We start from the raw sequence: 25237 nt of genomic DNA on the forward strand, positions 1-25237 counted from the left end.
GCAGAAGACCTGCCTCTCGCCGCACTCTCGCGGCCATATTCCCGGAGACCGTAAACCATGAGCCCGTCTGCCTCGCAGATCCACGCGAAAATCACCGGCCCCATCGTCATGATCGGTTTCGGCTCGATCGGTAAAGGCACGTTGCCGCTGATCGAGAAGCATTTCGAGTACGACAAGTCGCGCTTCGTCATCATCGACCCGCATGCCGACGGCGAGCTGGCGAAGCAGCATGGCGTGAAGTTTCTCAAGCAGGCGGTTACCAAAGACAACTACCGCGAACTGCTGCCTCCGCTCCTGACCCAGGGTGGCGGCCAGGGCTTCTGCGTCAACCTCTCGGTGGACACCTCGTCCGTCGAGATCATGGAGCTGTGCCGTGAAATCGGCGCGCTCTATATCGACACCGTGGTTGAGCCATGGACGGGCTTTTACTTCGACAAAAGCATGGGACCGGAAGAGCGTTCCAACTACAGACTGCGTGAGACGCTTCTCGCCGCGAAGCGCAAGAATCCCGGTGGCACGACCGCTGTCTCCACCTGCGGGGCCAACCCAGGCATGGTGTCGTGGTTCGTCAAGCAGGCGCTGCTCAATCTCGCCGGCGATCTCAAGCTCAACATCACTGAGCCGAAGACGCGCGAGGAATGGGGCAAGCTGGCTCAGGCTGTCGGTGTGAAGGGTATCCACATCGCCGAACGCGACACCCAGCGCTCCAAGAATCCGAAGCCACGGAATAAGTTCGTCAACACGTGGTCTGTCGAAGGCTTTGTCTCGGAAGGCTTGCAGCCTGCCGAACTCGGCTGGGGCACTCACGAGAAGTGGATGCCGGACACGGGTCGCACGCATAAGGAAGGTTGCGGAGCCGCGATCTATCTGCTGCAACCGGGCGCCAACACGCGTATTCGCTCGTGGTGCCCGACACCTGGCCCGCAGTACGGCTTCCTTGTCACTCACAACGAGTCGATTTCGATCGCCGACTACTACTCGCTGCGCGAAGGCGACAAGGTCGTGTACCGCCCGACCTGTCACTACGCCTACCATCCTGCCGATGACGCCGTGCTCTCGCTGCACGAAATGTTCGGCGCGGAAGGCAAGATGCAGCCATCGTGGATGATTCTCGATGAGCATGAGATCGTGGACGGTATCGACGAGCTCGGCGTGCTGCTCTATGGCCATGGCAAGAACGCCTACTGGTACGGCTCGCAGCTCTCGATCGAAGAGACGCGCCGCCTGGCTCCTTATCAGAACGCCACAGGCATGCAGGTCTCGTCGGCCGTGCTCGCTGGTATGGTCTGGGCGCTGGAAAATCCGACCGCCGGCATCGTTGAGGCCGACGAAATGGACTTCCGTCGCTGCCTTCAAGTTCAGCTGCCGTATCTTGGACCGGTGAAGGGCTACTACACCGACTGGACGCCGCTCACCGATCGTCAGACATTGTTCCCGGAAGATATCGACACCAACGATCCGTGGCAGTTCCGGAATATTTTGGTGAAGTAAACTGCGTCAGCAAATAGAAACACGAAAGGCCAAGCATCTGCTTGGCCTTTTTCTTTTGATCATCCCGCTCAACGCTATTTCCTGACCGGCTCGCCCATCTTCTCTGCCGGAGCCGGCGGCAGTGCAGGCTTTGCACCAGCCTTCTGCGCGTCCGCATCAGGACGCGCGGGCTCCGGTGCAGGTGTCGTCGGCCGCGTGCCACCCGGCTTCGACTCTGCCGGACCATTGTCCTTACCGGCCGGCACCGATGGTGTGTCCGAAGGCGGCTGTGTGGTTTGCGCAAGCTGGAACTGATCACGCGCTGCCAGTTGCATCACAGAAGTGCCGGACACCACCAGACCGCCGGCAACCATGATGGCCGCAAGTACAAAGTCTCTGCGATTCGCCTTTCTCGTCTCATTCGTAGTCATGTCAGCACCCGTCGTTATGGACAGGGCCAACGATGCGCTAGGGCCTAAGTTCCGAGACGAGGCGAAGGTGTTGCATCATCACTCAATCGATTGTGAAAGAATTTTCGGAACCAAATCTCAGCTCACGGGCGCGCCGATATCGTTAATCCTTGGTGCTGACGTCCCATGTCGCATGGCGAACGCCAGGCTGGCGCGCGAGATCGGCCACGACGGCATCGAGCTCTTTCGGCTCCACCGCGGTACTGACGAGGGTCGCTATAATCTCCACGACATCGTCAGCACGATCGACCACGTTGACGTCGCTGACCGGATATTTTGCCGCTTCTAATTTTGCGACCAAAAGCTCGCGCGTGTCACTCATCGACCCAGCGCTCGTTGTCACCAGCAGTTCATAAGTCGCTTCCGATGATCGCTCATCCAGCGGCCTTCGGTTGATGGCATTGACCAATGGACGCAGCAGCGTGTTGGCAGCGAGCACAAATATGGTGAGCGCAATGGCCTGCGCGAGCATGTCCGCGCCGGCGCAGCTGCCCACCGCAGCCGATCCCCACAACGTCGCAGCCGTGTTCAGGCCGCGAACGTTCAAGCCTTCTTTCATGATCACGCCGGCGCCGAGAAAGCCGATGCCGGAGACCACATAGGCGATGACGCGCACCGCTCCTTCGGCGGCCGCCAGATGCATGGCAAGATCGACGAAGGCTGCGGCGCTGACGGCTACCAGCACATTGGTGCGAAGGCCCGCGGTGCGAAGGCGATATTGACGCTCGGCACCAATCAGCGTGCCGAGCACAAAAGCCACCATCAGACTGGCAAGGGTATCGAGAAAATCGAGGGTCTGAAAAGTCGCGAGGAAACGCATGAAGGCTGACTCTAGTGTCCCGATTCCGAAGTTCGCATTATTCCGCTGCACCTTCGTTTGCGAACTTCGGAATCGAAGGGACACTAGCAAGTTATTGATCTAGTGTGGCTTTGGTTCAGAAGTCCGCATTCCCAGACTCGCCGCGCGAACAATGCGGACTTCTGAACCGCCACACTAGCTACAGTGGAAGCAAGCCAGCGTCGCCGTCTTCAGTTGCAAAAGCAAGCAATGATCCCCTTGCATTCCATGACAGCGCAGAGACCGCCTCACCGCCATTTCTGCGCACGAGGATTTCCGCACCGTCCTCAATCCGGACCATCAGGATGGTCCCGTCGCTATAACCAACCGCGAAAATTTCATCCTTGGGATGGCATGCGACGACAGTCGCCTTGGCCTGCAGCGGCGCAAGCATCGCCGGCTCCTTGCCCATCGGCCCGTCCTTGCTTGCGAACGGCCACAGGATCACGCTGTCCGAGCCGGATGTCGCAAGGAATTTCCCACCCACGCTCCAGGACATCGAACGCACGCGTGACGGATATCCCGTCATGCGCATGTGCCGCGAATCGGCCAGCCGCCAGCCATGCAGCGCAGCCTCGTGCATCGTTGTTACCAGAAAGCGGTTGTCCGCACTGAAGGTGATTCCGAGGTGAGAGCCCTTCCATTCCAGGAATTCCGGCTTCCCGGTCATGTTAGGAAACCAGAGAGTCACACCGTTGTAATGCGCGACGCCGAGCCGCAATCCTTTCGGGGCAAATGCCAGTCCGCCGACAGTGGACGGCATATCGAACGTCTTTTCATCACCTTTTGGAGGGCGCACGAAGGCTGTCTTGCCTGCCGACCACGCAACTGCGCCATCGGGATGAATGGCGACGTTATCGATCCAGCGGCGCTTGGCATCCGTGGCCAGCGTCTCGACCTGCGATTTGGCATCGACAGCAACAAGCTTGCCATCATCACCACCGGCAATCACGCGCTTGCCGTCCGCGGCGGAACACAAAATGCCTCCGCCATGAATCGCAACCGAGGTCGTCTCGCCCTCACCGTTTGCGAGCGACACGCTCTCTTCAGCGCCAACGAATACCGCGACATCGCCAAGGAAATGGACCGCGGTTGCAGGCGCATTCAGCGCAACCTTGGTCACGCGGTCAGTCACGGAGACAATGGATGCAGGATCGTTCAAAGACATCGTTCACTACTCTATGGCCTCATGGCTGGGACGTTGGTGCACCACCGTCCTGCCAATGAGAGAAAGAAAATCGGATACCGCAGAGCGCATGGATACGCTCTCTTTGGGGCGTCGGCTAACTATGCGATGGTTTTCTCGAAACCTTCGCGAATGGCCTGTTCCGGCAATTCCCTGCCGATGAAGACGAGGCGGCTTTCACGCGGCTCGCCGTCCTTCCACTTCCGCTGATGATCGCCTTCCAGCATCATGTGCACGCCCTGAAAGACGTAGCGGTCATCATCGCCCGTGAACGACAGGATGCCCTTGGAGCGCAGGATCTTTTCGCCGTCCCTGGCAACGAGGTCCTGAAGCCACGGCATGAACTTGGTGGGATCGATCGGCTTGTCGGTGCGAAGCGACAACGACTGCATGTCCTCGTCGTGATAGTGCTTCAGGCCACCGTGGGAGTGACCGTGATCATGGTGATGATGACCATGGTCGTGATCGTGATGGTGGTGATCATGATCGTGGTCATGACCGCCGTCATCCAGGAACTCAGGTTCAATTTCCAGAATGCGATCGAGATCGAACGCGCCGCGCTCCAGCACATCCGTCAGCTTGACCTGGCAGCGCTCGGTCCGGTGCAGCTTGGCATAAGGATTGATGCCGCGAATCCGTGCCTCGACTTCGGCAAGCTCCGGCTTGCTGACAAGGTCGGTCTTGTTGAGCACGATAACGTCCGCAAACGCGATCTGGTTCTTGGCTTCCGGCGCATCCTTCAGCCGATCGCTGAGCCACTTGGCGTCAGCGACGGTGACCACCGCGTCGAGCGCGGTCTTGTCGCGGACGTCTTCATCGACAAAGAACGTCTGCGCGACAGGAGCCGGGTCAGCCAAGCCGGTGGTCTCAAGGATGATCGCATCGAACTTGCCCTTGCGCTTCATCAAGCCGTCGATGATGCGGACCAGGTCGCCGCGTACGGTGCAGCACACGCACCCGTTGTTCATCTCGAACACTTCTTCGTCGGCGCCGATGATCAGGTCGTTATCGATGCCGATCTCGCCGAATTCGTTGACGATCACCGCGTACTTCTTGCCGTGGTTTTCCGACAGGATGCGGTTCAGCAGAGTGGTCTTGCCGGCGCCGAGATAGCCGGTCAGCACTGTCACGGGGATTTTGTTGGAAGCGACTTCGGACATGAAAACTCCAGGCATCTCAAAGGCGCGCCCGGCGGCGGGGTGGCCCCTGCCCTAGTTCGAAAGCGCGCTGGTCAGTGCCTTTATATTGTGCCGGACCATATCAATGTAAGTGGGGGCTGGCCCCTTTTCCTCCGTCAGGCTGTCTGAATAGAGCGTCCCACCGACGGCAGCGCCGGTTTCAGCCGCGATCCGGCGCATCAACCGCGGATCGGTGACATTTTCGAGAAATACCGCCGGGATTTTTTGCTTTTTGATCTGCGAAATGATCGAGGCGATGTCGCGGGCGCTGGGCTCGGATTCCGTCGAGACGCCCTGCGGAGCAATGAATTTGACCCCGTACGCCGCCGCGAAATACCCGAAGGCATCGTGGGTCGAAATCACACTGCGGCGTTCCGCCGGGATTTTCGCCATTGCGTCACGCACGTCGCGATCAAGGGTGTCGAGCTTGTCCAGATAGGCTGCTGCATTTGCCTTGTAAGCGTCTGCTCCCGGCGGATCGACCGCAACCAGCGCATCGCGGATGTTGGCGACATAGACCTTCGCATTCGGCACTGACTGCCACGCATGAGGATCCGCAGAGCCCGCCTCATGTTCCTCACTCAGCACCTCGCTTGGATCAACCTTGCGGGGCGCGATCCCTTTCGTAGCCACCACCGTGACCGCCTTACTGCCCGATGATTTCACCAGCCGCGGCAGCCAACCCTCGAGGCCCAAGCCATTGACGATCACGAGCTTGGCGTCAGCGATCTTTTTCGCATCGGCGGGCGTCGGCGTATAGACATGCGTATCGCTGTCCGGGCCCACCAAAGCCGTGACGTTGACGCGATCCCCACCGACGTTCTTTGCAAAATCGCCGAGGATCGAGAACGTCGCGACGACATTGACCTGCTCCTGCGCGCGAACCGGCGAGAACATCGCCAGCATCGCCACGGCGCAGACCGCCAAGCGGGACAACACACGTCGCATCGCGATCTTCCTTATGCTTCGAGATGCCGGCCGGGAAACAGCTGACGGACCAGTCCGCTCACGCTGCCAAACAGCACCGACACAACATAGAGCCCCGCGGTCACCAGAATAATCGCAGGCCCGGACGGCACCTTGGTGTGAAACGACAGCAGCAATCCTGCATAGCCCGAGATTGCGGCACTCGCGACCGCGATTCCGATCATGCCGGTGATATCGCGCGACCAGAACCGCGCGATGCCTGCAGGCAAGATCATCAGGCCGACCGCCAGCAGTGTGCCGAGCGCGTGAAAGCCGTTCACTAAGTTGATCACAACGAGCGCGAGAAACGCGAGATGTGCAGGCGCGCCGGCGCTGCTCACGGTGCGCAGGAACACCGGATCGACGCATTCAATCACCAACGGCCGGTAAATCACCGCAAGCACAAGCAATGAGGCGGTGGCGTTAAATGCGATCACCAGCAATGTCTGATCGTCCATGGCCAGGATGTTGCCGAACAGGACATGCAGCAGGTCGATATTCGTGCCTTTGATGGACACGATGGTAACGCCGAGCGCGAGCGAGACCAGATAGAAGGCCGCCAACGATGCGTCTTCCTTGAGCTCAGTCACCCGCGCGACAACACCTGCGAGAATGGCAACGGCAAAGCCCGCCACCAGACCGCCGAAGGTCATCGCAAACAGATTGAGGCCCGACAGCAGAAAGCCGATGGCCGCGCCCGGCAGGATCGCATGCGCCATCGCATCGCCGACCAGACTCATCCGCCGCAACATCAGGAAGACACCGATCGGTGCGCCGCCCAGCGCCAGCGCGATCACGCCTGCCAGTGCACGGCGCATGAATTCAAATTCCGTGAACGGTGCGATCAGCGCGTCATACATGCTCAAGCCGCCTGCGACTTTACGGCGTCGATGCACGGCGCCGCGGCATCGTCGAAAGCCTCGCACATGTGGCGCGCCGATAGCAGATTGTCCGCCGTCAGCACTTCCGTCGTCGGTCCCCATGCCACAGCCGAGCGGGCCAACAAAAGGGTCTCCGGGAAATTCGTGCGGACGAGTTCCATGTCGTGCAGTGCGGCCAGCACGGTGCGCTTCTCGGCGTGCCAATGCCGGACCAACGTAATCAGATCGGCTATCGTCTTGGCATCGATGGCATTGAAGGGTTCATCGAGGACAATAACGCGCGCATCCTGCAAGAGCACGCGAGCAAACAACATGCGCTGCATCTGGCCGCCGGACAACGTGCCAATGGCGCGGTTCTCGAAGCCGCTCAGGCCGACGGCCGCGAGCGCCTCCCTGATTTGCTTCTGCTCGTGCTTGCCGAGCCCGCCAAATATTCCCTTGTTACGCCAGAGGCCCGTTCCGACCAGATCGAACACGGAAATCGGAAAGCTACGGTCGATGTCGGCACTCTGCGGAAGATAGGCGATATCACGGGTATGGAGACCACCGAGGCCGATTGTACCCGCAAGCGGCTTCAGGATGCCGACAATGCCGCGAAACAACGTGGACTTGCCTGCCCCGTTCGGGCCGACCACCGCGACCAGGGCTCCCGGGGCCACTTCACCGTTGAGATGGTGCACAGCCGGGTGCCGATCATATCCCAGCGTCACATCCCGGAATTGGAGCTGAGCAGTCATGGTCACCTCATTGCCAACAGCACGATGACCCAAAGCCCCGCACTGATGGCCACAGCGGCCGAAAGCCGGGCCAGGAGCGTCATCCGCAGAATCGACCAAGGAGCCGCCTGCGCCGGATGAGGCGATGTGGGGCCGTGGCTGTGGCCTCCATGGCCATGCGAATGGCCGTGGGAGTGATCATGCGAGTGAGAATGAGCCATTTTGCAAAAACCGGAACCGAAACGGCGAAGGAGCCTTGTGTTATATTATAACGTAAAGGCTGGTCACCCCTTTCACAAGAGGTTCCGAAATGCTCAAAAAACCGTCATTTCTGGCTGAAGGTCGCAAAGCGCCGGTCGCGACCGTCAGAAGCCGCCCTGCGGGCGCCAGGCAAAAAAACAAAAGGGGCCGCATCGCTGCGGCCCCAAACAGAACGAGCTGGCAAAATTCTTACACTGCCTTCGAGAACAGCTCTTCGACGTATTCCCAGTTCACGAGGTGATCGACGAACGCCTTGAGATAGTCGGGGCGGCGGTTGCGATAATCGATGTAGTAGGAGTGCTCCCACACGTCGACGCCGAGGATCGGCGTTGCACCGTGAACCAGCGGATTTTCGCCGTTCGGCGTTTTTGAGATTTCGAGCTTGCCGTTCTTCACGGAGAGCCAGGCCCAGCCCGAACCGAACTGACCGGCACCGGCGGCTGCAAAGTCAGCCTTGAACTTCTCGAGACCGCCGAGATCTTCGTCGATCTTCTTGGCCAGCTTGCCCGGCAGCTTGTCGCCGCCGCCATTCGGCTTCATCCAGCTCCAGAAGTGGATGTGGTTGTAGTGCTGGCCAGCGTTGTTGAAGAGCGGGGCATTCTTGCCAAACGAGCCCTTCACGATCTCTTCGAGAGACTTGCCCTCGAACTCGGTGCCCTTCAGCAGGTTGTTGCCGTTGGTCACGTAAGCTTGGTGATGCTTGTCGTGATGATATTCGAGCGTCTCCTTGGACATATACGGCTGGAGCGCATCGTAAGCGTAAGGCAGGTTCGGGAGTGTGAAGCTCATGTGTAAACATCCACAATGATGGGAGACGGAATGGTCAACGCCCGGCACTATAGATGGTTTCATGCCGGGCAGACAGAGATATGGACCGGCTGCGACCGCCGCGCAACGTCATGCCGCAGTGGGCAATGCCGCGCCGATGTCCTCTTTCGCCTTGGGCGGACGGGTATTCATCAGCATCTGGAATGAGCCCGCGATCAGCCCGATGACGACCGCCCCCTTCCAGGCCACGTCATAACTGCCAAGGTGGTCGTAGATCAGGCCACCGCCCCATGCACCGATGAACGATCCCACCTGATGGCTCAGGAAGGCGATGCCCGTGAGGGTGGCCATGAAGCGCAGTCCGAACAATTGGGCAACGAGACCATTCACCAGCGGCACCACACCGAGCCAGAGCGAGCCCATTACGGCTGCGAACACCAGCGTCGATGTCGCTGTGGCAGGGAATGTGAAGTAGAGGGCCACGGTCAGCGAGCGGACGATGTAGATGCCACCCAACAGCAATTGCTTCGGATAGCGTCCACCCAACCAGCCGAAAGCGTAAGAGCCAAACACGTTGAACAGTCCGATCAGCGCCAGCGCCGATGCGCCGAGCGAGGGATCGAGACCGCAGATGGCCAGATAATTCGGGAGATGCGTGGTGATGAAGACCAGCTGCAAGCCGCACACGAAGAATGCGAGCGCCATGACGACGTAGCCCGAATGGCTGAGCGCCGACTGCACCACAGTGCCGAGCGACTGGTTGAGGTCGTCAGCCTTGTCGATCTCGATCTTGTCGGCCTTGCCTGCGCTGAAGGCTGCCGGCAGCATCACTGCAGCCAAGCCCAGGAAGCCCACCAGCGCAGTCTTCCAGCCTGCGGTGGAAATCAGCGTCTGCGCGAGCGGCGACGCGATTACAAGACCGAGCGAACCCGCGGCGGACATTGCGCCCATGGTCACGCTGCGCTTGGCGGCAGCAACCGTACGCGAGCCCACCGTCATACTCATGCTCGACGCCGTACAGGACAGCGCGATGCCGACACAGATGCCGATACCGAACGTCAGTGCCGCCGCTGTGGTCGCGAAGATCATCGTAACCAGCCCAAGCGCGTAGATCAGCACCCCGGCGAGCATCACGTAACGCGAGCCATATCGATCCGCGAAGATGCCAACGAACGGCTGCGTCAGCCCCCACACGATGTTCTGGATTGCGGTCGCGAGCGAGAAATCCGCGCTGGTAATCTGGGTATCATGCAGGATCGAGGGCTGGAAAAGCCCGAAGCTCTGTCGCATACCCATCGACAGGCTCAACATCACCGACGCGCCGACTAAAATGGACCACTTCTGATAAGTGCTGAGTTGTGCCGCCCGCATTTGGAACAATCTCCTAAATATGACCCGCATCATGGCATCGGAATCACCTGTTGGCCATCCGACCCGGCACAACGCTGATGTGCACGATGCGGGGGGAGCCGCGACATGATTGAGATCGATATCGCAACCGGCGCAGCCTCATGGCCTTATGCCAAGCCTCTGTTTGAAACAGTGTGGCCAGCCGACACCCTCAAAACCCTGCCCTGGGGACATCTGCAATTTGCGCATGCGGATTTACGCGTCTTCATCGAGACCGAAGGTGACGTGCTGTGCCACGTCGGAATTGTTCGCCGCACGGGCACGTGGAATGGCCGCAAGGTGAACATCGGCGGGATCGGCGGCGTCATCACCCATCCGGACCACCGCGGCCGCGGCTATGCGACCCTGGCGCTGAACGCTGCGATCCGCACCATGCACGACGAAGGCGCGATCGATTTCGGCATGCTGTTCTGCGAGCCGCACAACAGTGCATTTTATGAAAACCTCGGGTGGCAGACCTTCAACGGCGACGTCTACGCCGAACAGTCCGGGACGCGGGCGCGCTTCGACCAGTTCATCAGTCGCGATGTGTTCATCCCTTACGTTTTCAAGATTCGCCGGCTGCTGCGCGAAGGTACCATCGATCTTTGCGGCCTACCTTGGTGACGGCACTGCAAACTATCAACGCGTGAAAGACGCAGCGCTCTTCCGTTGTGCACGTCGCGCCGTCCGGCTAGCCTCCCAGCATAATAAAACGCATGGGAGAGAAATAATGAAAGCCAGACTTGCCGCGTTAGCGGCCGTCAGCGTCACGGCGCTGATGTTTCCGAATATCGCCGCATTGGCTGCAACCGACGAAATGGGCTTCGTGCGCATTTCACCGGGCGAAGAGCAATTCAAAAATCCATTTGGCGTCGGCGTCGAAGTCGCCACCATGTACGGCGATCCATCGAAGCCGGGAATTTACGTCATCCGCATCAAGTGGCCACCGGGGATCATGAGCAAGCCGCACAAGCATGCCGAGGATCGCCATGTCGTGGTGATCTCAGGGTCTTGGTACACCGGCACGGGGGATGATTTCGAACCCGCGAAAGCCGTGCCTCTTAAGGCTGGTGCCTACATGATGCACCCGGCAGGAAAGGTGCATTGGGACGGCACACGCGAAGAGGGCGCGGTCATCCAAATCACCGGATACGGGCCGAGCACGACGGTGATGAACAAGCCGGACGAGCCTTCATTCGGGAAGAGCAACTAATCGTACGCTGCTTTGCCCAAAGAAAAGCCGCCCCGACGGGCGGCTTTAAACAATACTTTCCTGCAGATGTCGCCCGCATGATCGGTACAGCTCGTCTGGCAGTCGTTAGGCCATCACAGCTCGGCTTGCCTATCGAAGCCCTGCCAATGATAGATGGCAAACGACAAAGCCCAACTCACCAGGAAGATGCCAACCACGAGATAACCGAAGTTCGCCAGACTCTCGTTGAGATCGCTGATTGAGCTCCAGAAGCCTCCTTCAAGCGACAACTTATCGGCCAGTAGCCCAAGTGCCTCGATGCCACCAATCAGCAACGCCACCACGACTGAAATGGCTGTGATCGTGAGGTTGTACCAGATCTTGCGCATGGGATTGAGGAAGGCCCAGCCGTACGCGCCGACCATCAATACGCTATCAGTCGTATCGACGAGCATCATTCCGGCTGTAAAGAGAGCTGGAAATATCATCACGTTGCTGAAACTCAGCCCGCCCGAAGCTTGACCCGCCGCCACGGTGAAAAGGCTGATCTCTGTCGCCGTGTCGAAGCCGAGGCCAAACAACAGGCCGATCGCAAACATCTGCCAGCTCGCCGTCACCATGCGGAACAAGGGGCGAAAGATTCGGGACAAAAAGCCTCGGCCGGATAGCAACAGATCCAACTCATGCTCACTGACCTTCTCGCCGCGCCGGGCGCGCTGAAAGTTCCGCCACACGTCCCGAAGAATTACGAGATTGATCAAGGCAATGGAGAGCAAGAAGAAGGCCGATGCACCCGTGCCGATGATGCTGCCAAGCGCTTTGAACTCCTGAAAACGGCTTTGCAACGCAAATGCCGCCGCAGCAATCACAGCAACTGCCAGTGCAATGGACAAAGAATGGCCAAATGCAAAAAATAGTCCCGCGGCCAGAGGATGCTTGCCATCCTGCATCAGCTTGCGAACGACATTGTCGATCGTTGCGATATGATCCGCATCTACAGCATGCCGAAGGCCGAGCACATAGGCCAACAAAGCTGTCCCGAGCAGCGTTGGTCTGTCAGACAGCGCCAGGATGGCCCAGGTCCAGGCCAAGCCGTTGATCGCCAGCAGGAAGACGTAGAGTGAGATGATCCTGCTGCGCGAGGCAGTCGACGCATCATCGATGGCGAGTTTCAGATGTCTGAGCATGGTCTCAACCGGCGGGGTGCGTAAGAGGGAATTTCATTGTTGATGCCCACGGTTGCACAAGAGCCGCCATGCCAACCCCGCGCCGCTCAGGCTAAAGGCAAAGCCGCATGTGCAGAGCCCCACGATTGTGGCAGCCCGCAACGCCGGGTGTGACGCAAGCGGATTGAAATCGAGCGTATGAAGCGTCCGGAAAAGGCTATCGCTGCCCGGCACAAGCCAGCCATCATCCATCGACAAGAAGCCGGAAAAAATCCAGGCCAGAACGACCGGGGAGATGACGAGTCCTGAAATGTGATGCCATCGCCGCAGGCCGCCTCTGACTGGCCCGGAGCGGAGTCGCGCAACCCCAACAAACACCCCAAGCATGGTACCGATGGTCGCCAGCAGTGACAGCCACCACATCAGTTCGCTCCAGACGCGATGGTGACGGCGCAACTCCGTCACGTAGAGCCAATGCGGGATGCTGCCGACATAGTTCAGCGCGCGCTCACTTCGCGTGGTGGCAAGAACCATCCGACCCGACTTCGAGGACATGTAGAGGTATGTGCCCGCCTCATCATTCAATACGACGCGTGTGAGTGGACGATCGGGATCGAAAGCGCTTGCGACCGTCCACTGGTCATAGTCGATCTGCTCAGTGTTTGCGCGGGACATGTCCAGACGAGCTGGCATGGGCCGCTCGGAACGCTCCGGAAATGGCACGAAATGCATGACGATCCCGGACGCAAACCACATCGCAAAAAGCAGGCAAAATGCTACACCCCACCAACCATGCAGCGTTGTTGCCCGGATGCGCATAATGGCCGCTTACCACTTCGCCGAGGCAGAGAGCTCGAACGTTCGTGGCGCACCCAGATAGACCTGATCCGGGTAGCCCGGGTCTGACCATGCCGCATAGAGAGCATTCGTCACGTTGCGGACGCGGAAGCTCACCCGCATCTTCTCCAGACCTTCCCACGACAAATCCTTGCCGGGGATATCGACGAAAGCAAAAAGATCGCCCGTCGTGTACGCCAACATCGCCGTGAGATTGTCCTCGGCGAGATAGCGCTGACCGACATGGCGAATGCTGCCACCGAATTCAACTGGCCAGCGCCACTCATTGAAGCGATAGGAGATACCGGCATTGACGATGACCGGTGCGACGTTCGATGGCGTGTTACCCGTCCAAGCATCGAACTGGTCATATCGCGCTTGTATGAGGGCGACATTCGCCCAGAGCTTCAGGTTGTCGGTGGGACGTATCGCTGCCGCAAGCTCGACGCCTTGGGTGTGGACCTGGCCGGCAAGGGTCGAGACCGCATTCGTGAGGGCCACATAGACATTGTTGCGCACCATATCATAGGCGGCGAACGTGGCCTCGGCGCGCTTGTTGTCTGAAATCACTTTGACTCCGGCCTCATAGATGTGGGCGCTCGTCAGCTCCAGCGATGTGCCCGGTGTCACGGAAAAAATGCCGGCCGCGGCAGGATCGTAAGCCGTCGCGTACATACCGTAGAAGAGCATCCCCTTCACAGGCTCTAACGTCGCCGCCGCCCGATAGGACACGGGATTCCAGGTTTTGGTGAATGGCTGGCCCGCAGGGACAGTGCCATCGAAGTTGATGCCGTTGCGCGACAACGTCAGGTCTTCCACACGAATGCCGCCGATCAATGCGAGCATTGGCGTGAGTTTAAGCCGATCTTCGATCGAGATCGCGGCATCGTCGAGACGGCTATTTCGGATGTTGGGTTGGGGCACGCCATAGAGGCCCGGATCGGGATTGAGCACCGTCACCGAGTCGGCCGGGTAGGTGTCCGGATTTCCTTCCTGCGCGAATTGGATGTCGTTGCGGCTGACCGAGAGCTGGGTTGCGAGCCGGTTCTCCATACCGAAGAACGATGTGTTCCAAACGAGATCGGTATTGTCGCCGATGACCTGCTGCTTGTGCGTTACAAAGAAGCGATCACGGTCAATCACCGAGTTCGTGGTATTGAAGGCGTAGGTCTCGCTGTCATACCAGTAGCGCTTGGCGCTGTATTCGTAGGCCTGATTCTTGATGGTGACGTTGTCGGTGATATTCCATTCGAAGCCGCCGCGCACGAAAACCTCGTGCGCTCCAACGGAATTATCGGCCACATTGTAATTCGTCGTTGTCGTACGCTTGTCGATGGTGACGGGACCAAGGACCGTTCCGTCGAACGTATTGATCGCTGATCCTGCTACGACTCCGTGGGTTGAATACGCCCCCGAAAAAGCCGTCGTCGTCAGCGGTGTTCCCCAATAGGCATGACCGTCATCGCGGCGGTACTCAACAGCACCAAAGACCTTGAATGAATCGTTCACCTGATAATTCAGCTGGCCAGAAACATTGTTGAGCTGCTGATAGTCGCCTTGGACGAAGCTGTTGATCTTCGACGAACTGACGTCGAAGCGATAGTCAAGCCCCGGCACGGTCGTACTACCGCCAGAGCCGTAATGCGTTCGATAGGTACCGAGCGAGTCGATCGAGCCATCAAGCTGGCTTTTGATCGGCCCCGAGGTTGGCTGGTTGCTCACATAGTTTACGGCTCCGCCGATCGCGGCGAGCCCTGACATGATCGAGGACGGCCCTCTGAGGAATTCGACTTGATCGAGACTGGCTGTGTCCATCACGCGAGAAGTGATGCTCTGCGGGCCGATCCAAATTCCGTTGTAAAGAACCGTTATCTCGCCATAGGAAAAACCACGCATGGAGAAGCCGCCGGGCGCACCGGCTGCGTCACCCGACAGAACACCGACCGCACCTTGAGCGGCCTCGGTTGTCGTGCGATAGCCCTGTTCCTGCATCTGTTGCCGGCTCACGACATCCACGCTCGCGGGAGTGTCATGCACCGTCAATCCAAGCCGGCTTGCGCTCGCTGCGACGGCATTGGAATTGAGCGGCGTTGGCGAGCTTTCCGGATTAGCAACTGCTCGCGTATCGGCCTGCGGCGCCGCGCGCTTGGACCTCTTCGCCGCAGCGTCTGTCTTCTTGCCGGGACGCGTTGCGGTATTCGGCAGCGTTGGTGCTTGGACCTCAATCGGCCCAATGGCCTGCGGGCTTTGCGCTGATGCCGGCCCTAACGTAGAAGCCAGCAGGACTCCGAGCGGCAGCGCCGGACTGATATGCCAACGCTGTCTGGATGAGGTCAGTTTGTGCGAATGCGCGCAGCGAAAGAGCTGCGCAAAAGATAGCTGGGAATTGAACACGGTTGTGCCCGACGGGGAACAATTGGACCGTCACGCACGTTTCCCGCGGCCTTCTGCCTTTCGCCCCAATGCGGCAGACACCAACGGAGTAACCAATACCTCGGAGCACCCCGCCCGACGCATTCGCGCATGACCACGGCTGGTAGCAGGTCTCCTGGCTCGCGGGTCGCGGCCTCTGACCACCTTCCCAGGATTATCCAATCCCAGTGGTATTAAATGGTCGTCGGCTCGCCGCTTACAGTTGCGGGGGCAGCTCCGGCATTGTCCAGAGAGGACGCACCGAATTCCCTTAATAGCCCTCACGGGCACTACCACGGCCACAGTGAATTGGGCTCGGCGGTGAGTCAAGTACTCCTCTACCAATCATGATTGGAGATTTCGTCGGCGGAAACGACAAAAGCGGTTCTCAACACCGGATGAACCTGCTTTCGGGAAGAGCAACTAATCGTACGCTGCTTTGTTGAAAGAAAAGCCGCCCCAACGGGCAGCTTTTCAATACGTTCAAGCGGCGATCAGCATTGGTGGGATTACCCGATGAGAGTCTTTCTGACCTGCATTGCCGGCTTTGCTATGACGTGCATGAGCGGAGCTCCCGTAGATGCAGCACCGGCCTACTGCTCTCCGAAGGACAATACCGCACGCATACTGAGTAAGCCCTCGCCGAACGACATTCATCCGGATTGGCAGGGTGACAATGTCATCGGGACAGCCTGGTCGCTTGCCGTAAAAAAGACAGTGTCCAACTCGACCGGCGTCTACGCATTTGGCGATTTGATCGGTACACGCCGCGGCGTCGTAAGCCGAAACGTCTATGTTCTCTTGTCTGAATGGGAATGCAAAGGCCAGGCTACGTCCGCGACCGCCCCATCCTCTCCGGTCGTTTCACCCACGCCCAAACCTCGGTAAAGCCCGACGCGGATGTTGTTCCCTTGATGCAGCGTTCGCTGCGCTGACAGCGTTCCGGAAGAGCAACTAGTCGCGCATTGTACCGCTCAAGAAAAAAGCCGCCCCCGACGGGCGGCTTTTCAATAAGACTGACAAAATCATCAGCTTATCTGGTTGCGGGGACCCAGAGCAGACGCCCCTACAGAATTACTCCAATCGTCATTTCCTTATAAACGCTTACGCTCTTCTCGGTCTGCTTTGCTCTCAATAGCCAACCTCGGCTTCAACTAACGCGAGGTCGCCTAAGAGCCAACACTGCCCCAAGCCCGAAACTGTTGACAGCCTTCGTCCCCTATCAAGAGCACGTTGTTAACGGCAGCGACATCTTGCGCTCGCCTATGCTTCCAAATCCACCACCGTAAGAGGTACGTTGGAATGGAAAGGCATTGCCGCAACAGCGCACTGCCCGTAGCAAGCAGCCTATCTCTTCGACAAGAGGTAGCGGACGCGCCCCCCGCACCGCGTTCTTATCGTTTAGACGACGTGGTAGCTTGAAACGTTCTGTCGCCGAAACAGTGCGGAAATGACGATCAGGAACATCGTCAGATTGAGGAATCGTCCAGCGAACGATCCGAACGAGTTGACGAGCAGAAGGTAGAGTATCATCGGAAATATGACTTGCGGCTCGAGGCGCTTGACCAACTCTGCGAACATGAGCAGCAGCCCCAGCATGATGAGAGCCGCGACGACCACTCCTTGATAGATGCTGATGTGGACCAAAGGGTTCTCGATACCCCACTCCAATCCGAAAGAGTACATCTGCGATCTGATGTAGTCCGGATCTGGGCCCCACAAAAGATCGCTTCCGCTGAACGAATTCCATAGCGGCAGCATCACCACGCGGCTGCGAGCGCTGCCACCATCGTCGGAGAACCGTTCAAGCAGTTGATCAAAGAAGCCTTCGGACGCCAAAGCTAAGACGACCCCTATTCCGAGCGGAATAACCGCAACAGCGGCCGTTACTGTACCGCGGGAAAATTTTCGGCCACCGGCAAATCTCATAAGTTGCCATAGGACAGCAAGAGCGAGGATTGTGAGGGTTGTCAGCAAGGCTGTACGCCCGCCATACGCAACCATGGCCATCGTCTGCAATCCTATCATCGGTGACCGCCATCCTGGCTGCAACAACCTGCCGCCGCCGACCAGCAAGCTCACGATATACGCGCTTGTTATCGCTGCAGCGTGCAACGGATGGCCAAGAAGCGCGACCGAGCGTGTCTCGATGGACGTCGTTCCATCCGGCGAAAAGGTCGTGAGCGGGAACGCCTTGATCCCCGACATAAGTTCAAAAATGGCGAGAACCGCATTCGCTGCAAAAAACCAATGGATAAACCGCTCAAGCGTGATCATGCGTTCCGGCGGGACAAATGGCAGCAACATGCAGCAAAGAAAGAGAGGCAGGTCGGTGTCGACATACATTCCGAAACCGCTTCGTTCACCCACGACGATGTTGACAAGGGCGAATGTCGTCGCGCAGAAAAAAAAGATCGCGCCGAGTTTTGTCGCAACATAGTAGCGAGCAAGATCGAGCTTGCGGGGATACGACACGACGAAAGCAAAGAATATAATGACGAGAAGATAGGTCGATGGATGTATCTTGCTGAGTGGCGATCCTTCAATCGCCGAATAATCGTACCCGATAGTATCAAGCACAGTTGCTGAAATTACAAAGAGAAGGATGATATAGACAGCGAGCATCGCTTGGATGTGTCTGCCGGCAAAGGGCAAAACGAGTCTGACCGTTTCGACCGGCGTTGGGCGCGAAATCGAGGCAGTGCCGTCTGTCATCTACGCTCTCATGCTCTCGCGGCGGATATGCCGACCGCCTCTGCCCATGGACCAGGGTAACTTCCCCGTCGGGTTAGCGCACTCAACACGGAGATAGTACATCCATCGACAGCAACGCTGTGGGCCGACATGAGCGCCTCAACCGAGCCCCACCTCAACCCGCAACGGGATACGACAGGCAAGTTAACGCTCAATTAACCCAATTGGTAATTCTCAAAGGCCGGACACTAGGAGGTCTGGCCTTGTCCTGTGCTGGGACTCACGGTCGCGTTCATGTTTGCCACGTCCTGTGATGACTCCTGAAGTCGCTGCCGTTTTTTTCGCGGCCGCAGGCTTACCTTTTCAAACAGAATCGACAGCGCCAACGTGGCCACACAGAAAACCAATAGGTTGATGGGAAATGGAATTCTATGAAGCGCGTCCTGGCGAAGGATGAAATCGTGTGTCAGATAAATCTGAAGTGCGACTCCAGCCAGGAGCGTAACAGGAGCACTCAGATAGTTGGCGACAAACTGCTCTAGCCAAGGGTAGCGTGCAAACCGGAAAGCGAAAACAAGGAACGCAAGCGCTGGAATCCGATCCAGGATCTGCACCTCGAATGGGATGAGCCGCCCAAGACTGCCGACGAAGAGATAAAAGCAGGCGATAGAGACCAGCAGCCAAAGCAGATCGGTGATCTTGCCCTTGGTATTGGCATGAAACCGGGCTGCATAGACGCCCATTACCATGGTGCCAAAGTAGAATATGATGCGGAGTGGAAGGGTTACTTCCGTCTGCACATCGTAGTGCTCGGTGAGCCAGCTTGTCTTTTCAGCAAAGATTGAAAATAGAAGAATATATGCAACCGCCAATGCGGCGAAGAGATACGCGAAGGCCTTTTTCGTCTCCATGTTCGACATGACGAAGTAGATCGGAACGTAATAGCCGACGATTGTCGGAAGAAACCAGAACTGCAGCGGTATCACGTACAGCCAAAAAAAGTCGGCGAAGGAGCGCATGGGAGCGTCGCCAACCAGCACAAGGAAAGTCGCGACGATAAAGAGGGGCTCGTACACGCGATGTAGTCGTCGGATGAACCAGCCTCCAATCGGCTCCTTGCTCGCCTGATAACTTAAATACAGCCCGTACCCCGAAATGAAGAAGAATAGCTCATTGCCAAATGTGCCGCCGGTGCCCAGTTGGTGAATTGGATAGAGCTCATCCAAATGCGAATTGACCACCAGCACGATTGCGACGGCGCGCAGCAGATCGAGGTACGCGGTTCGGTTAACGGGGTTGTTTGCGGTCATTGTCATCGAAGACTCTATTCAAAAAAAGTCGCGCAATCCGAAGCTGGGATACTGAAGTACACGGCTTACCGGTTGCTTGTTCGGCATAGAGCCGCACCATCTCGCGCGTTAACCTGCTGTTAGCCACATCAGAGCGCTACAGGTCGACGGTACGACATCTACCCGACACTTCGAAAGCCAAATGTCGCCGGTTGATTAATCGCTAGCTTCGGATCATCCCATCATGCAGATAGCCGAAGAGATTTGGCGCTCGCGGTCGCGTTTGCCGGCAGTCTTGTGAGCTTGACATTCGGCTCGCGACTTTGGCGACGACCGCCGTTGCGGCAATCGTTGCCTAGTTAGGTCACGTCTTCGGTTGATTGCCGACGCTCACCACGCGACATTGCTGCCGCGCTGAACAAACAAGATTTGCCGGGACCTCATGGCGGCGTCTGGAATGCATCGACAATTGCCGGCAGCCGCAAGCGCGTGAACGGCATTCTGCAAAACGAACTTTACGCGGGCCGCATCGTCTGGAACCGCCAAGCTTCATCAAAGATCCCGAGACCGGCAAGCGCGTGAACCGCGAGAATGCACGCGAGCATTGGATGACCGCAGAAGCAGAGCATTTGCGGATCATCGATGCCGATACCTGGGCCCGCGTGCAGGCTCGGAAAAAGGACCGTGGCGGAGTGCAACACAAGCACCAAGTCACGCGCCCCCAAAACTTGCTTTCGGGCCTCGTGAAATGCGGGTGCTGCGGATCGGCTATATCGTCGGCGGCAAACGACAAGCGCGGTTCTCAACACCGTATGAACCTGCATTCGGGGGGAGCAATTAATCGCGCACTGCTTCGCTGAAAAGAAAAAGCCGCCCCGGTGGGCGGCTTACATTCGTCTACCTTTTTGCTCCGAATTAAAACTTTCAGCGCAACTGAGAACTACTGCTTTTCTGGGCCTTTTAAGTCCACCGCGATACTCTCAAGCTGTTTCCTGCGGGCAACAAGCACTTCCGCTCTGCACATAGGAAAATCAACAGCAACGCCTTGAGTGCCATGGTCCTCGAGATAGAGATTGCAAGATTTATCCTTAAAGGCGATCCATGCTCTTTGCTCCACCAGCAATAGCTTTTTGTCGCTATCGAGCTTCGCGAGCGCAAACGCCTTTTTCCAAGCTTCAGCCATTCTGGCCTCTTCTTGTTTAAGCAAAACCGCTCCGCACTCTGACCAAATCCTGTTGTTGCCGTTTGGGTCTTTCAGGCACTTGTCGTAGGCCTCGTCGGCTAATATGGGCCCGCTCCAAAGCGCCAAGAATCCAACCGCATACAGCAATTTCTTTTGCATGAATCTGCCCCAATGTTCGTGCGTCGGCACAACCTACGGGAGCAATCTGCGATTGGCATTATTCGTCAAGAGGCATTTTCGCGCTGAGTTGGAAAGAGGATGAATCCCCGGTGCTTCGTCCGTCTGCGATTCCGTCTTATTCTTCGCGCTGATGTCGGGGTCATCTGCTCGCGCCGAGGATAGAGCTGCACGGCGAAGCTCAAATAAAAAAGCCGCCCCTGCGGGCGGCTTTTCAATAAGACTGACAAATCATCAGCTTATTTGGTTGCGGGGATAGGATTTGAACCTATGACCTTCAGGTTATGAGCCTGACGAGCTACCGGGCTGCTCCACCCCGCGATAAACCTTTGCACGCTTTAACTAAATCCTGATCAGACAACAAATCCTCAACGCTTTAGGCGTCGATTAGTCCTGTCCGGAGGGTCCAGAGAAAACTCCCGAGATCCGCGATGCAGATCGTTCGGTGCGAGGCGTATGTATCAACCACACCGCGCTTTGGAAAGGGCCTAAGGCCATTCTTTTTCATAATTTTGTGACACGCTCCCGGCCGCTGTCACATGCGGCAGATCTGGCATGACGCACCCGTATTTCCTGATCGCTTTCAATGCCATATGGTAACGCGGCAAACATCCGATCATTGACCCAACACCAAATCAAACAGGGAGTGAAAGCGTGGATCTCGGGATTTCAGGACGACGCGCCATCGTGTGCGCAGCGAGCAAGGGACTGGGACGCGCCTGCGCCATCGCGCTGGCCAACGAAGGCGTGCATGTGACGATCACCGCACGCGGCGCTGAGGCACTGGCCAAGACCGCTGCGGACATCCGAAAGGCAAGCCCAAACGTCACCGTGACCGAGGTCGTCGGCGACATCACCACCCCTGCCGGCCGCGAGGCGGCACTGAAGGCCTGTCCCGATCCGGATATTCTGATCAACAACGCCGGTGGCCCTCCCCCGGGAGACTTCCGCGATTGGAATCGTGACGCCTGGATCAAGGCCATCGATGCCAACATGCTGACGCCGATCGAGCTCATCAAGGCGACCGTGGACGGCATGATGGCCCGCAAGTTCGGCCGCATCGTCAACATCACGTCGGCAGCCGTGAAGGCACCGATCGACATCCTCGGATTGTCGAACGGCGCGCGCAGCGGCCTCACCGGCTTCGTCGCAGGCATTGCGCGCAAGACGGTGATTAACAACGTGACTATCAACGGCCTGCTGCCGGGTCCATTCGACACCGATCGCGTGCGTGGTCCGATGCTTGAAGCTGCTGCGAAGGCGCAAGGCATTTCGCCGGATGAAGTGCTGAAGCAACGCATGAAGGCCAACCCTGCCGGCCGTTTTGGCGATCCGGAAGAGTTTGGCCTTGCCTGCGCATTCCTGTGCGGTGCCAAGGCAGGCTTCATCACCGGACAGAACATTCTGCTCGATGGCGGCGCCTATCCCGGCACGATGTAAAAAAAACTTGGTGGACCGGCGTCGTCCGGTCCGCTTCATATGGCAGACCAACTTCGTCGAGCCCTTCCGCAAGCAAATCGCGTGGTGGTCCGATTCTAACGTTCGCATCCCGTTTGAGGCAGGCACTTTGCGAACGTTAGAATCAAAGGACCACTACTAAATACGAATTGCTAGTGGAGTTTTGGATTTGACATTCGCTTTGCCGGTCTACGGCCAACAGGGTAGCGAATGTCAAATCCACTCCACGAGGAGGGGCTCGCCGAGGAGATATTGCGCTCGCGCCGCTTCGGCCTGCAGTTCATTCGATTCCGCAATCGATCGGGAGCAGACTTGATGTCTTGGACCGTGGGCCAGGTCAAACTCACAAAAATTATCGAAATTGCTTCAACCGGCGGAACACGCTTCATTCTCCCGCAGGCAACCAGCGAAGAAATTCAGAAGCTGCCGTGGCTGGTTCCAATCTACGCGTCAGCCGAGGGCCGTCTCAAGCTCAACGTCCAATCGTGGATCGTCGAAACGCCGACGCGCAAGATCATCGTCGACACGTGCATCGGCAACAACAAGCAAGGCCGTTCGGTGCCGGTCTGGAACGATCTCGACAAACCGTTCCTTGATGATCTCGCTTCCGCAGGCTATCCGGCAGAATCCATCGACACCGTGCTGTGCACGCATCTTCACGTCGATCATGTGGGCTGGAATACGAAGCTCGTGGACGGCCAATGGGTGCCAACGTTTGCCAACGCCCGCTACATCTTCGGCAAGGACGAATACGATTACTGGGCCGCGCACAGTCACGACAGGGACGAGCACAAGGCTGTATTCGAAGATTCGGTCCAGCCGATCGTGACGCGCGGGCTCGCCGATCTCGTCGCCAGCAGTGAACGCATCAGCGATGAGATTTCCTTGATCCCGACCCCCGGCCACAGCCCCGGGCATATGAGCATCCTGATCCAGTCCGAAGGCGAGGAAGCGCTCCTGACCGGAGATGTGGCACACCACCCCTGTCAGATGGCGCATCTGGAATGGTCATCCACCGCCGATTACGACCCCATCCAGTCCGCCAAAACGCGGCTAGAATTGTTCTCGCGCTTTGCAGACACACGGACACTGGTTTTCGGCGGGCATTTCGATCCCGGACGGATCGTCCGTGACGGCGATGCCTTTAGAATGGTCACTTGACCCTCACAATTCGAAATGAGCGCGCTGCACAATGGCCTTCAGCAGTTGAATTCCTTCGCGCCATCCCGCATGAAACACGCAACAATAAAGCAAGGAGAGGATACCTTATGAAGTTGGTTCGTTACGGCGCTGTCGGCGCGGAAAAGCCTGGATTGCTCGACAATTCGGGGCGCATTCGCGACCTGTCGGCCCATGTGAAAGACATCACGGGCGACGTGCTGTCTCCGGCCGGATTGGCCAAATTGGCCGCCCTCGATCCCACCTCGCTGCCGCTCGTGGAGGGCTCGCCGCGATACGGCGCGCCGGTGACCGGCTTTTCCAAGTTTCTCGCCATCGGCCTGAACTACGCCGACCATGCAGCCGAATCCGGCATGCCGATCCCGTCCGAGCCGGTGGTCTTCATGAAGGCCAACACGTGTATCTGCGGCCCCAACGACGCGATCGAAAAGCCGCGCGGCTCGACCAAGCTCGACTGGGAAGTCGAGCTCGCCATTATCATTGGTAGCCGTGCCAAGTACGTCAGCGAAGCGGACGCGATGAAGCACGTCGCTGGTTACGCCATCTGCAACGACGTCTCGGAGCGCCTCTTCCAGATCGAGCGCGGCGGCCAGTGGACCAAGGGCAAGTCGCACGACACCTTCGGCCCGGTCGGCCCGTGGCTTGTGACGGCGGATGAAATTTCCAACCCGCACAAGCTCAGCATGTGGCTCGACGTCAACGGCCAGCGTTGCCAGACTGGATCGACCGAGACCATGATCTTCAACGTACCGAAGATCATCTCGTATCTGTCGGGGGTCACCACCTTGTTGCCCGGCGACATCATCACCACGGGAACGCCTCCCGGCGTCGGCCTTGGCATGAAGCCGCCGAAATTCCTCAATGTTGGCGACGTCGTTACGCTCGGCATCGAAGGACTTGGCGCACAGCGTCAGGAAGTCATTGCCGCCTGATATGTCTTAATGGCTCCGGTATCTCCGCCGGAGCCGTTTTTTGTTGTCTCCCGATTTCTTCCGAAAGACAGGTATGAAACTCACGTTTGCTGCTGCATCACCGTTCGCGCGCAAAGTTCGTATCGCCGCCATCGAACTCGGCCTGATCGACAAGATCGAATTCGTGCCAACCACGGCGAGCCCCGGCACGTACAACGAAGACTATTCCCAAAAGATCAATCCGCTGCGAAAGCTGCCTGCGCTCATTCTCGATGACGGCAGCACCATCGTGGATTCATATGTGATCGTTGAATATCTCGACGAGCTGGCTGGCGGCGGGAAACTGATCCCCGCGACCGGCGCGGAGAAATGGCAGGTGAAAACCGACCATTGCATCACCCAGGGCATGCTCGATGCGATGCTGCTTTGCCGTTACGAAAAGATGCTCCGTCCCGAACAACTCCGCTGGCAGACCTGGATCGACGATCAGTGGGACCGCGCCTGGCACGGGCTGCAGCGCTTCGAAGCCCACCCTGACGTTCTGACGCGACCGCTCGACATCGTCCAGATCGGCATCGTGTGCGTGCTCGGCTACGCGGATTTTCGCTTCCCG

The 25237-nt window shown here is 58.1% G+C and carries 25 protein-coding genes, 1 tRNA gene and 1 riboswitch (1 of these 27 running past the window's edge); of the genes, 9 read left to right on the forward strand and 17 right to left on the reverse strand.

Annotated elements, in window-relative coordinates; genetic code table 11:
* Positions 1–57 precede the first annotated feature (57 nt).
* Positions 58–1491: a homospermidine synthase gene (locus tag ACZ5C3_RS25295; protein ID WP_464033873.1), complete on the forward strand. Its 1434-nt coding sequence runs from the start codon at positions 58–60 to the stop codon at positions 1489–1491.
* 74 nt (positions 1492–1565) lie between these two features.
* On the opposite strand, the gene ACZ5C3_RS25300 is transcribed toward ACZ5C3_RS25295, so the two are convergent.
* The 10 genes from ACZ5C3_RS25300 to ACZ5C3_RS25345 all read right to left on the reverse strand — a co-directional run bounded on the left by ACZ5C3_RS25300 (position 1566) and on the right by ACZ5C3_RS25345 (position 10105).
* The gene (locus tag ACZ5C3_RS25300; protein WP_464033874.1) at positions 1566–1901 is read right to left on the reverse strand and encodes a hypothetical protein; all 336 of its coding nucleotides are present in this window, start codon (positions 1899–1901) and stop codon (positions 1566–1568) included.
* 142 nt (positions 1902–2043) lie between these two features.
* Positions 2044–2760, reverse strand: a complete 717-nt coding sequence (locus ACZ5C3_RS25305; RefSeq protein WP_464033875.1) for an MgtC/SapB family protein — start codon at positions 2758–2760, stop codon at positions 2044–2046.
* 178 nt (positions 2761–2938) lie between these two features.
* Positions 2939–3946, reverse strand: coding sequence for a WD40 repeat domain-containing protein (locus ACZ5C3_RS25310; protein WP_464033876.1), 1008 nt, complete (start codon positions 3944–3946; stop codon positions 2939–2941).
* Positions 3947–4065: 119 nt separating this feature from the next.
* Positions 4066–5124 carry a CobW family GTP-binding protein gene (locus tag ACZ5C3_RS25315; protein ID WP_464033877.1) on the reverse strand — a complete coding sequence of 353 codons (1059 nt, stop codon included), beginning with the start codon at positions 5122–5124 and terminating at the stop codon, positions 4066–4068.
* Between the two features lie 51 nt (positions 5125–5175).
* Positions 5176–6090: a metal ABC transporter substrate-binding protein gene (locus ACZ5C3_RS25320; protein WP_464033878.1), complete on the reverse strand. Its 915-nt coding sequence runs from the start codon at positions 6088–6090 to the stop codon at positions 5176–5178.
* Positions 6091–6101: 11 nt separating this feature from the next.
* A complete protein-coding gene (locus ACZ5C3_RS25325; protein ID WP_464033879.1) occupies positions 6102–6968 on the reverse strand; it encodes a metal ABC transporter permease in 867 nt (288 codons plus the stop codon).
* A gap of 2 nt (positions 6969–6970) precedes the next feature.
* Complete coding sequence (locus ACZ5C3_RS25330; RefSeq protein ID WP_464033880.1) at positions 6971–7726, reverse strand: metal ABC transporter ATP-binding protein; 756 nt, start codon at positions 7724–7726, stop codon at positions 6971–6973.
* 2 nt (positions 7727–7728) lie between these two features.
* Positions 7729–7926 (reverse strand): hypothetical protein, encoded by a 198-nt coding sequence (locus ACZ5C3_RS25335; protein WP_464033881.1) that lies wholly within the window; start codon positions 7924–7926, stop codon positions 7729–7731.
* Positions 7927–8155: 229 nt separating this feature from the next.
* Positions 8156–8755, reverse strand: a complete 600-nt coding sequence (locus tag ACZ5C3_RS25340; RefSeq protein WP_464033882.1) for a superoxide dismutase — start codon at positions 8753–8755, stop codon at positions 8156–8158.
* A gap of 108 nt (positions 8756–8863) precedes the next feature.
* On the reverse strand, positions 8864–10105 hold the full coding sequence (locus ACZ5C3_RS25345) for an MFS transporter (RefSeq protein ID WP_464033883.1): 1242 nt from the start codon (positions 10103–10105) through the stop codon (positions 8864–8866).
* Between the two features lie 105 nt (positions 10106–10210).
* On the opposite strand from ACZ5C3_RS25345, the gene ACZ5C3_RS25350 reads away from it, so the two are divergent.
* Together ACZ5C3_RS25350 and ACZ5C3_RS25355 are read left to right on the forward strand one after the other, a co-directional pair.
* Entirely contained in the window at positions 10211–10750 is a 540-nt protein-coding gene (locus ACZ5C3_RS25350; RefSeq protein ID WP_464033884.1) for a GNAT family N-acetyltransferase, read from the forward strand.
* A 106-nt stretch (positions 10751–10856) separates the two neighbouring features.
* Positions 10857–11339, forward strand: a complete 483-nt coding sequence (locus ACZ5C3_RS25355) for a cupin domain-containing protein (protein WP_464033885.1) — start codon at positions 10857–10859, stop codon at positions 11337–11339.
* A 113-nt stretch (positions 11340–11452) separates the two neighbouring features.
* On the opposite strand, the gene ACZ5C3_RS25360 is transcribed toward ACZ5C3_RS25355, so the two are convergent.
* Genes ACZ5C3_RS25360 through ACZ5C3_RS25370 form a run of 3 tightly spaced genes read right to left on the reverse strand, consistent with a single transcriptional unit; the run spans position 11453 to position 15715 of the window.
* The gene (locus tag ACZ5C3_RS25360) at positions 11453–12505 is read right to left on the reverse strand and encodes a HoxN/HupN/NixA family nickel/cobalt transporter (RefSeq protein ID WP_464033886.1); all 1053 of its coding nucleotides are present in this window, start codon (positions 12503–12505) and stop codon (positions 11453–11455) included.
* Positions 12506–12538: 33 nt separating this feature from the next.
* Positions 12539–13303: a PepSY domain-containing protein gene (locus ACZ5C3_RS25365; protein ID WP_464033887.1), complete on the reverse strand. Its 765-nt coding sequence runs from the start codon at positions 13301–13303 to the stop codon at positions 12539–12541.
* A 9-nt stretch (positions 13304–13312) separates the two neighbouring features.
* Positions 13313–15715 carry a TonB-dependent receptor gene (locus tag ACZ5C3_RS25370; protein WP_464033888.1) on the reverse strand — a complete coding sequence of 801 codons (2403 nt, stop codon included), beginning with the start codon at positions 15713–15715 and terminating at the stop codon, positions 13313–13315.
* A gap of 127 nt (positions 15716–15842) precedes the next feature.
* Positions 15843–16043, reverse strand: a riboswitch (cobalamin riboswitch).
* A gap of 206 nt (positions 16044–16249) precedes the next feature.
* Here ACZ5C3_RS25370 and ACZ5C3_RS25375 point away from each other — a divergent pair.
* Positions 16250–16621, forward strand: coding sequence for a hypothetical protein (locus ACZ5C3_RS25375; protein ID WP_464033889.1), 372 nt, complete (start codon positions 16250–16252; stop codon positions 16619–16621).
* Positions 16622–17134: 513 nt separating this feature from the next.
* Here the strand turns inward: ACZ5C3_RS25375 and ACZ5C3_RS25380 are convergent.
* Together ACZ5C3_RS25380 and ACZ5C3_RS25385 are read right to left on the reverse strand one after the other, a co-directional pair.
* Complete coding sequence (locus ACZ5C3_RS25380) at positions 17135–18448, reverse strand: VpsF family polysaccharide biosynthesis protein (RefSeq protein WP_464033890.1); 1314 nt, start codon at positions 18446–18448, stop codon at positions 17135–17137.
* A 227-nt stretch (positions 18449–18675) separates the two neighbouring features.
* Positions 18676–19743, reverse strand: a complete 1068-nt coding sequence (locus tag ACZ5C3_RS25385; RefSeq protein WP_464033891.1) for an acyltransferase family protein — start codon at positions 19741–19743, stop codon at positions 18676–18678.
* 402 nt (positions 19744–20145) lie between these two features.
* Between ACZ5C3_RS25385 and ACZ5C3_RS25390 the strand changes: the two genes are divergently transcribed.
* Positions 20146–20298: a recombinase family protein gene (locus ACZ5C3_RS25390; protein ID WP_464033892.1), complete on the forward strand. Its 153-nt coding sequence runs from the start codon at positions 20146–20148 to the stop codon at positions 20296–20298.
* Between the two features lie 358 nt (positions 20299–20656).
* On the opposite strand, the gene ACZ5C3_RS25395 is transcribed toward ACZ5C3_RS25390, so the two are convergent.
* Positions 20657–21058, reverse strand: a complete 402-nt coding sequence (locus ACZ5C3_RS25395; RefSeq protein ID WP_464033893.1) for a lysozyme inhibitor LprI family protein — start codon at positions 21056–21058, stop codon at positions 20657–20659.
* A 262-nt stretch (positions 21059–21320) separates the two neighbouring features.
* A tRNA-Met gene (locus tag ACZ5C3_RS25400) sits at positions 21321–21397 on the reverse strand.
* 333 nt (positions 21398–21730) lie between these two features.
* Between ACZ5C3_RS25400 and ACZ5C3_RS25405 the strand changes: the two genes are divergently transcribed.
* From ACZ5C3_RS25405 to ACZ5C3_RS25420, 4 genes are all read left to right on the forward strand, one after another.
* Complete coding sequence (locus ACZ5C3_RS25405; RefSeq protein WP_464033894.1) at positions 21731–22516, forward strand: SDR family oxidoreductase; 786 nt, start codon at positions 21731–21733, stop codon at positions 22514–22516.
* Between the two features lie 333 nt (positions 22517–22849).
* Positions 22850–23695, forward strand: a complete 846-nt coding sequence (locus tag ACZ5C3_RS25410) for an MBL fold metallo-hydrolase (protein ID WP_464033895.1) — start codon at positions 22850–22852, stop codon at positions 23693–23695.
* Positions 23696–23802: 107 nt separating this feature from the next.
* On the forward strand, positions 23803–24645 hold the full coding sequence (locus ACZ5C3_RS25415) for a fumarylacetoacetate hydrolase family protein (RefSeq protein ID WP_464044349.1): 843 nt from the start codon (positions 23803–23805) through the stop codon (positions 24643–24645).
* Positions 24646–24718: 73 nt separating this feature from the next.
* Positions 24719–25237, forward strand: partial view of a glutathione S-transferase family protein gene (locus ACZ5C3_RS25420; RefSeq protein ID WP_464033896.1) — the 5' portion only. 96 nt of this gene lie beyond the right edge of the window; the window shows 519 of its 615 coding nt (coding positions 1–519); its start codon is at positions 24719–24721; its stop codon lies beyond the right edge, outside the window.

It is taken from the genome of Afipia dichlorophenoxyacetatis (assembly GCF_055386385.1).

Excerpts from the sequence above, each read along its gene's own strand:
- ACZ5C3_RS25295 (WP_464033873.1), top strand. The coding sequence starts at position 58 with ATGAGCCCGTCTGCCTCGCAGATCCACGCGAAAATCACCGGCCCCATC.
- ACZ5C3_RS25300 (WP_464033874.1), bottom strand. The coding sequence starts at position 1,901 with ATGACTACGAATGAGACGAGAAAGGCGAATCGCAGAGACTTTGTACTT.
- ACZ5C3_RS25305 (WP_464033875.1), bottom strand. The coding sequence starts at position 2,760 with ATGCGTTTCCTCGCGACTTTTCAGACCCTCGATTTTCTCGATACCCTT.
- ACZ5C3_RS25310 (WP_464033876.1), bottom strand. The coding sequence starts at position 3,946 with ATGTCTTTGAACGATCCTGCATCCATTGTCTCCGTGACTGACCGCGTG.
- ACZ5C3_RS25315 (WP_464033877.1), bottom strand. The coding sequence starts at position 5,124 with ATGTCCGAAGTCGCTTCCAACAAAATCCCCGTGACAGTGCTGACCGGC.
- ACZ5C3_RS25320 (WP_464033878.1), bottom strand. The coding sequence starts at position 6,090 with ATGCGACGTGTGTTGTCCCGCTTGGCGGTCTGCGCCGTGGCGATGCTG.
- ACZ5C3_RS25325 (WP_464033879.1), bottom strand. The coding sequence starts at position 6,968 with ATGTATGACGCGCTGATCGCACCGTTCACGGAATTTGAATTCATGCGC.
- ACZ5C3_RS25330 (WP_464033880.1), bottom strand. The coding sequence starts at position 7,726 with ATGACTGCTCAGCTCCAATTCCGGGATGTGACGCTGGGATATGATCGG.
- ACZ5C3_RS25335 (WP_464033881.1), bottom strand. The coding sequence starts at position 7,926 with ATGGCTCATTCTCACTCGCATGATCACTCCCACGGCCATTCGCATGGC.
- ACZ5C3_RS25340 (WP_464033882.1), bottom strand. The coding sequence starts at position 8,755 with ATGAGCTTCACACTCCCGAACCTGCCTTACGCTTACGATGCGCTCCAG.
- ACZ5C3_RS25345 (WP_464033883.1), bottom strand. The coding sequence starts at position 10,105 with ATGCGGGCGGCACAACTCAGCACTTATCAGAAGTGGTCCATTTTAGTC.
- ACZ5C3_RS25350 (WP_464033884.1), top strand. The coding sequence starts at position 10,211 with ATGATTGAGATCGATATCGCAACCGGCGCAGCCTCATGGCCTTATGCC.
- ACZ5C3_RS25355 (WP_464033885.1), top strand. The coding sequence starts at position 10,857 with ATGAAAGCCAGACTTGCCGCGTTAGCGGCCGTCAGCGTCACGGCGCTG.
- ACZ5C3_RS25360 (WP_464033886.1), bottom strand. The coding sequence starts at position 12,505 with ATGCTCAGACATCTGAAACTCGCCATCGATGATGCGTCGACTGCCTCG.
- ACZ5C3_RS25365 (WP_464033887.1), bottom strand. The coding sequence starts at position 13,303 with ATGCGCATCCGGGCAACAACGCTGCATGGTTGGTGGGGTGTAGCATTT.
- ACZ5C3_RS25375 (WP_464033889.1), top strand. The coding sequence starts at position 16,250 with ATGAGAGTCTTTCTGACCTGCATTGCCGGCTTTGCTATGACGTGCATG.
- ACZ5C3_RS25380 (WP_464033890.1), bottom strand. The coding sequence starts at position 18,448 with ATGACAGACGGCACTGCCTCGATTTCGCGCCCAACGCCGGTCGAAACG.
- ACZ5C3_RS25385 (WP_464033891.1), bottom strand. The coding sequence starts at position 19,743 with ATGACAATGACCGCAAACAACCCCGTTAACCGAACCGCGTACCTCGAT.
- ACZ5C3_RS25395 (WP_464033893.1), bottom strand. The coding sequence starts at position 21,058 with ATGCAAAAGAAATTGCTGTATGCGGTTGGATTCTTGGCGCTTTGGAGC.
- ACZ5C3_RS25410 (WP_464033895.1), top strand. The coding sequence starts at position 22,850 with ATGTCTTGGACCGTGGGCCAGGTCAAACTCACAAAAATTATCGAAATT.
- ACZ5C3_RS25415 (WP_464044349.1), top strand. The coding sequence starts at position 23,803 with ATGAAGTTGGTTCGTTACGGCGCTGTCGGCGCGGAAAAGCCTGGATTG.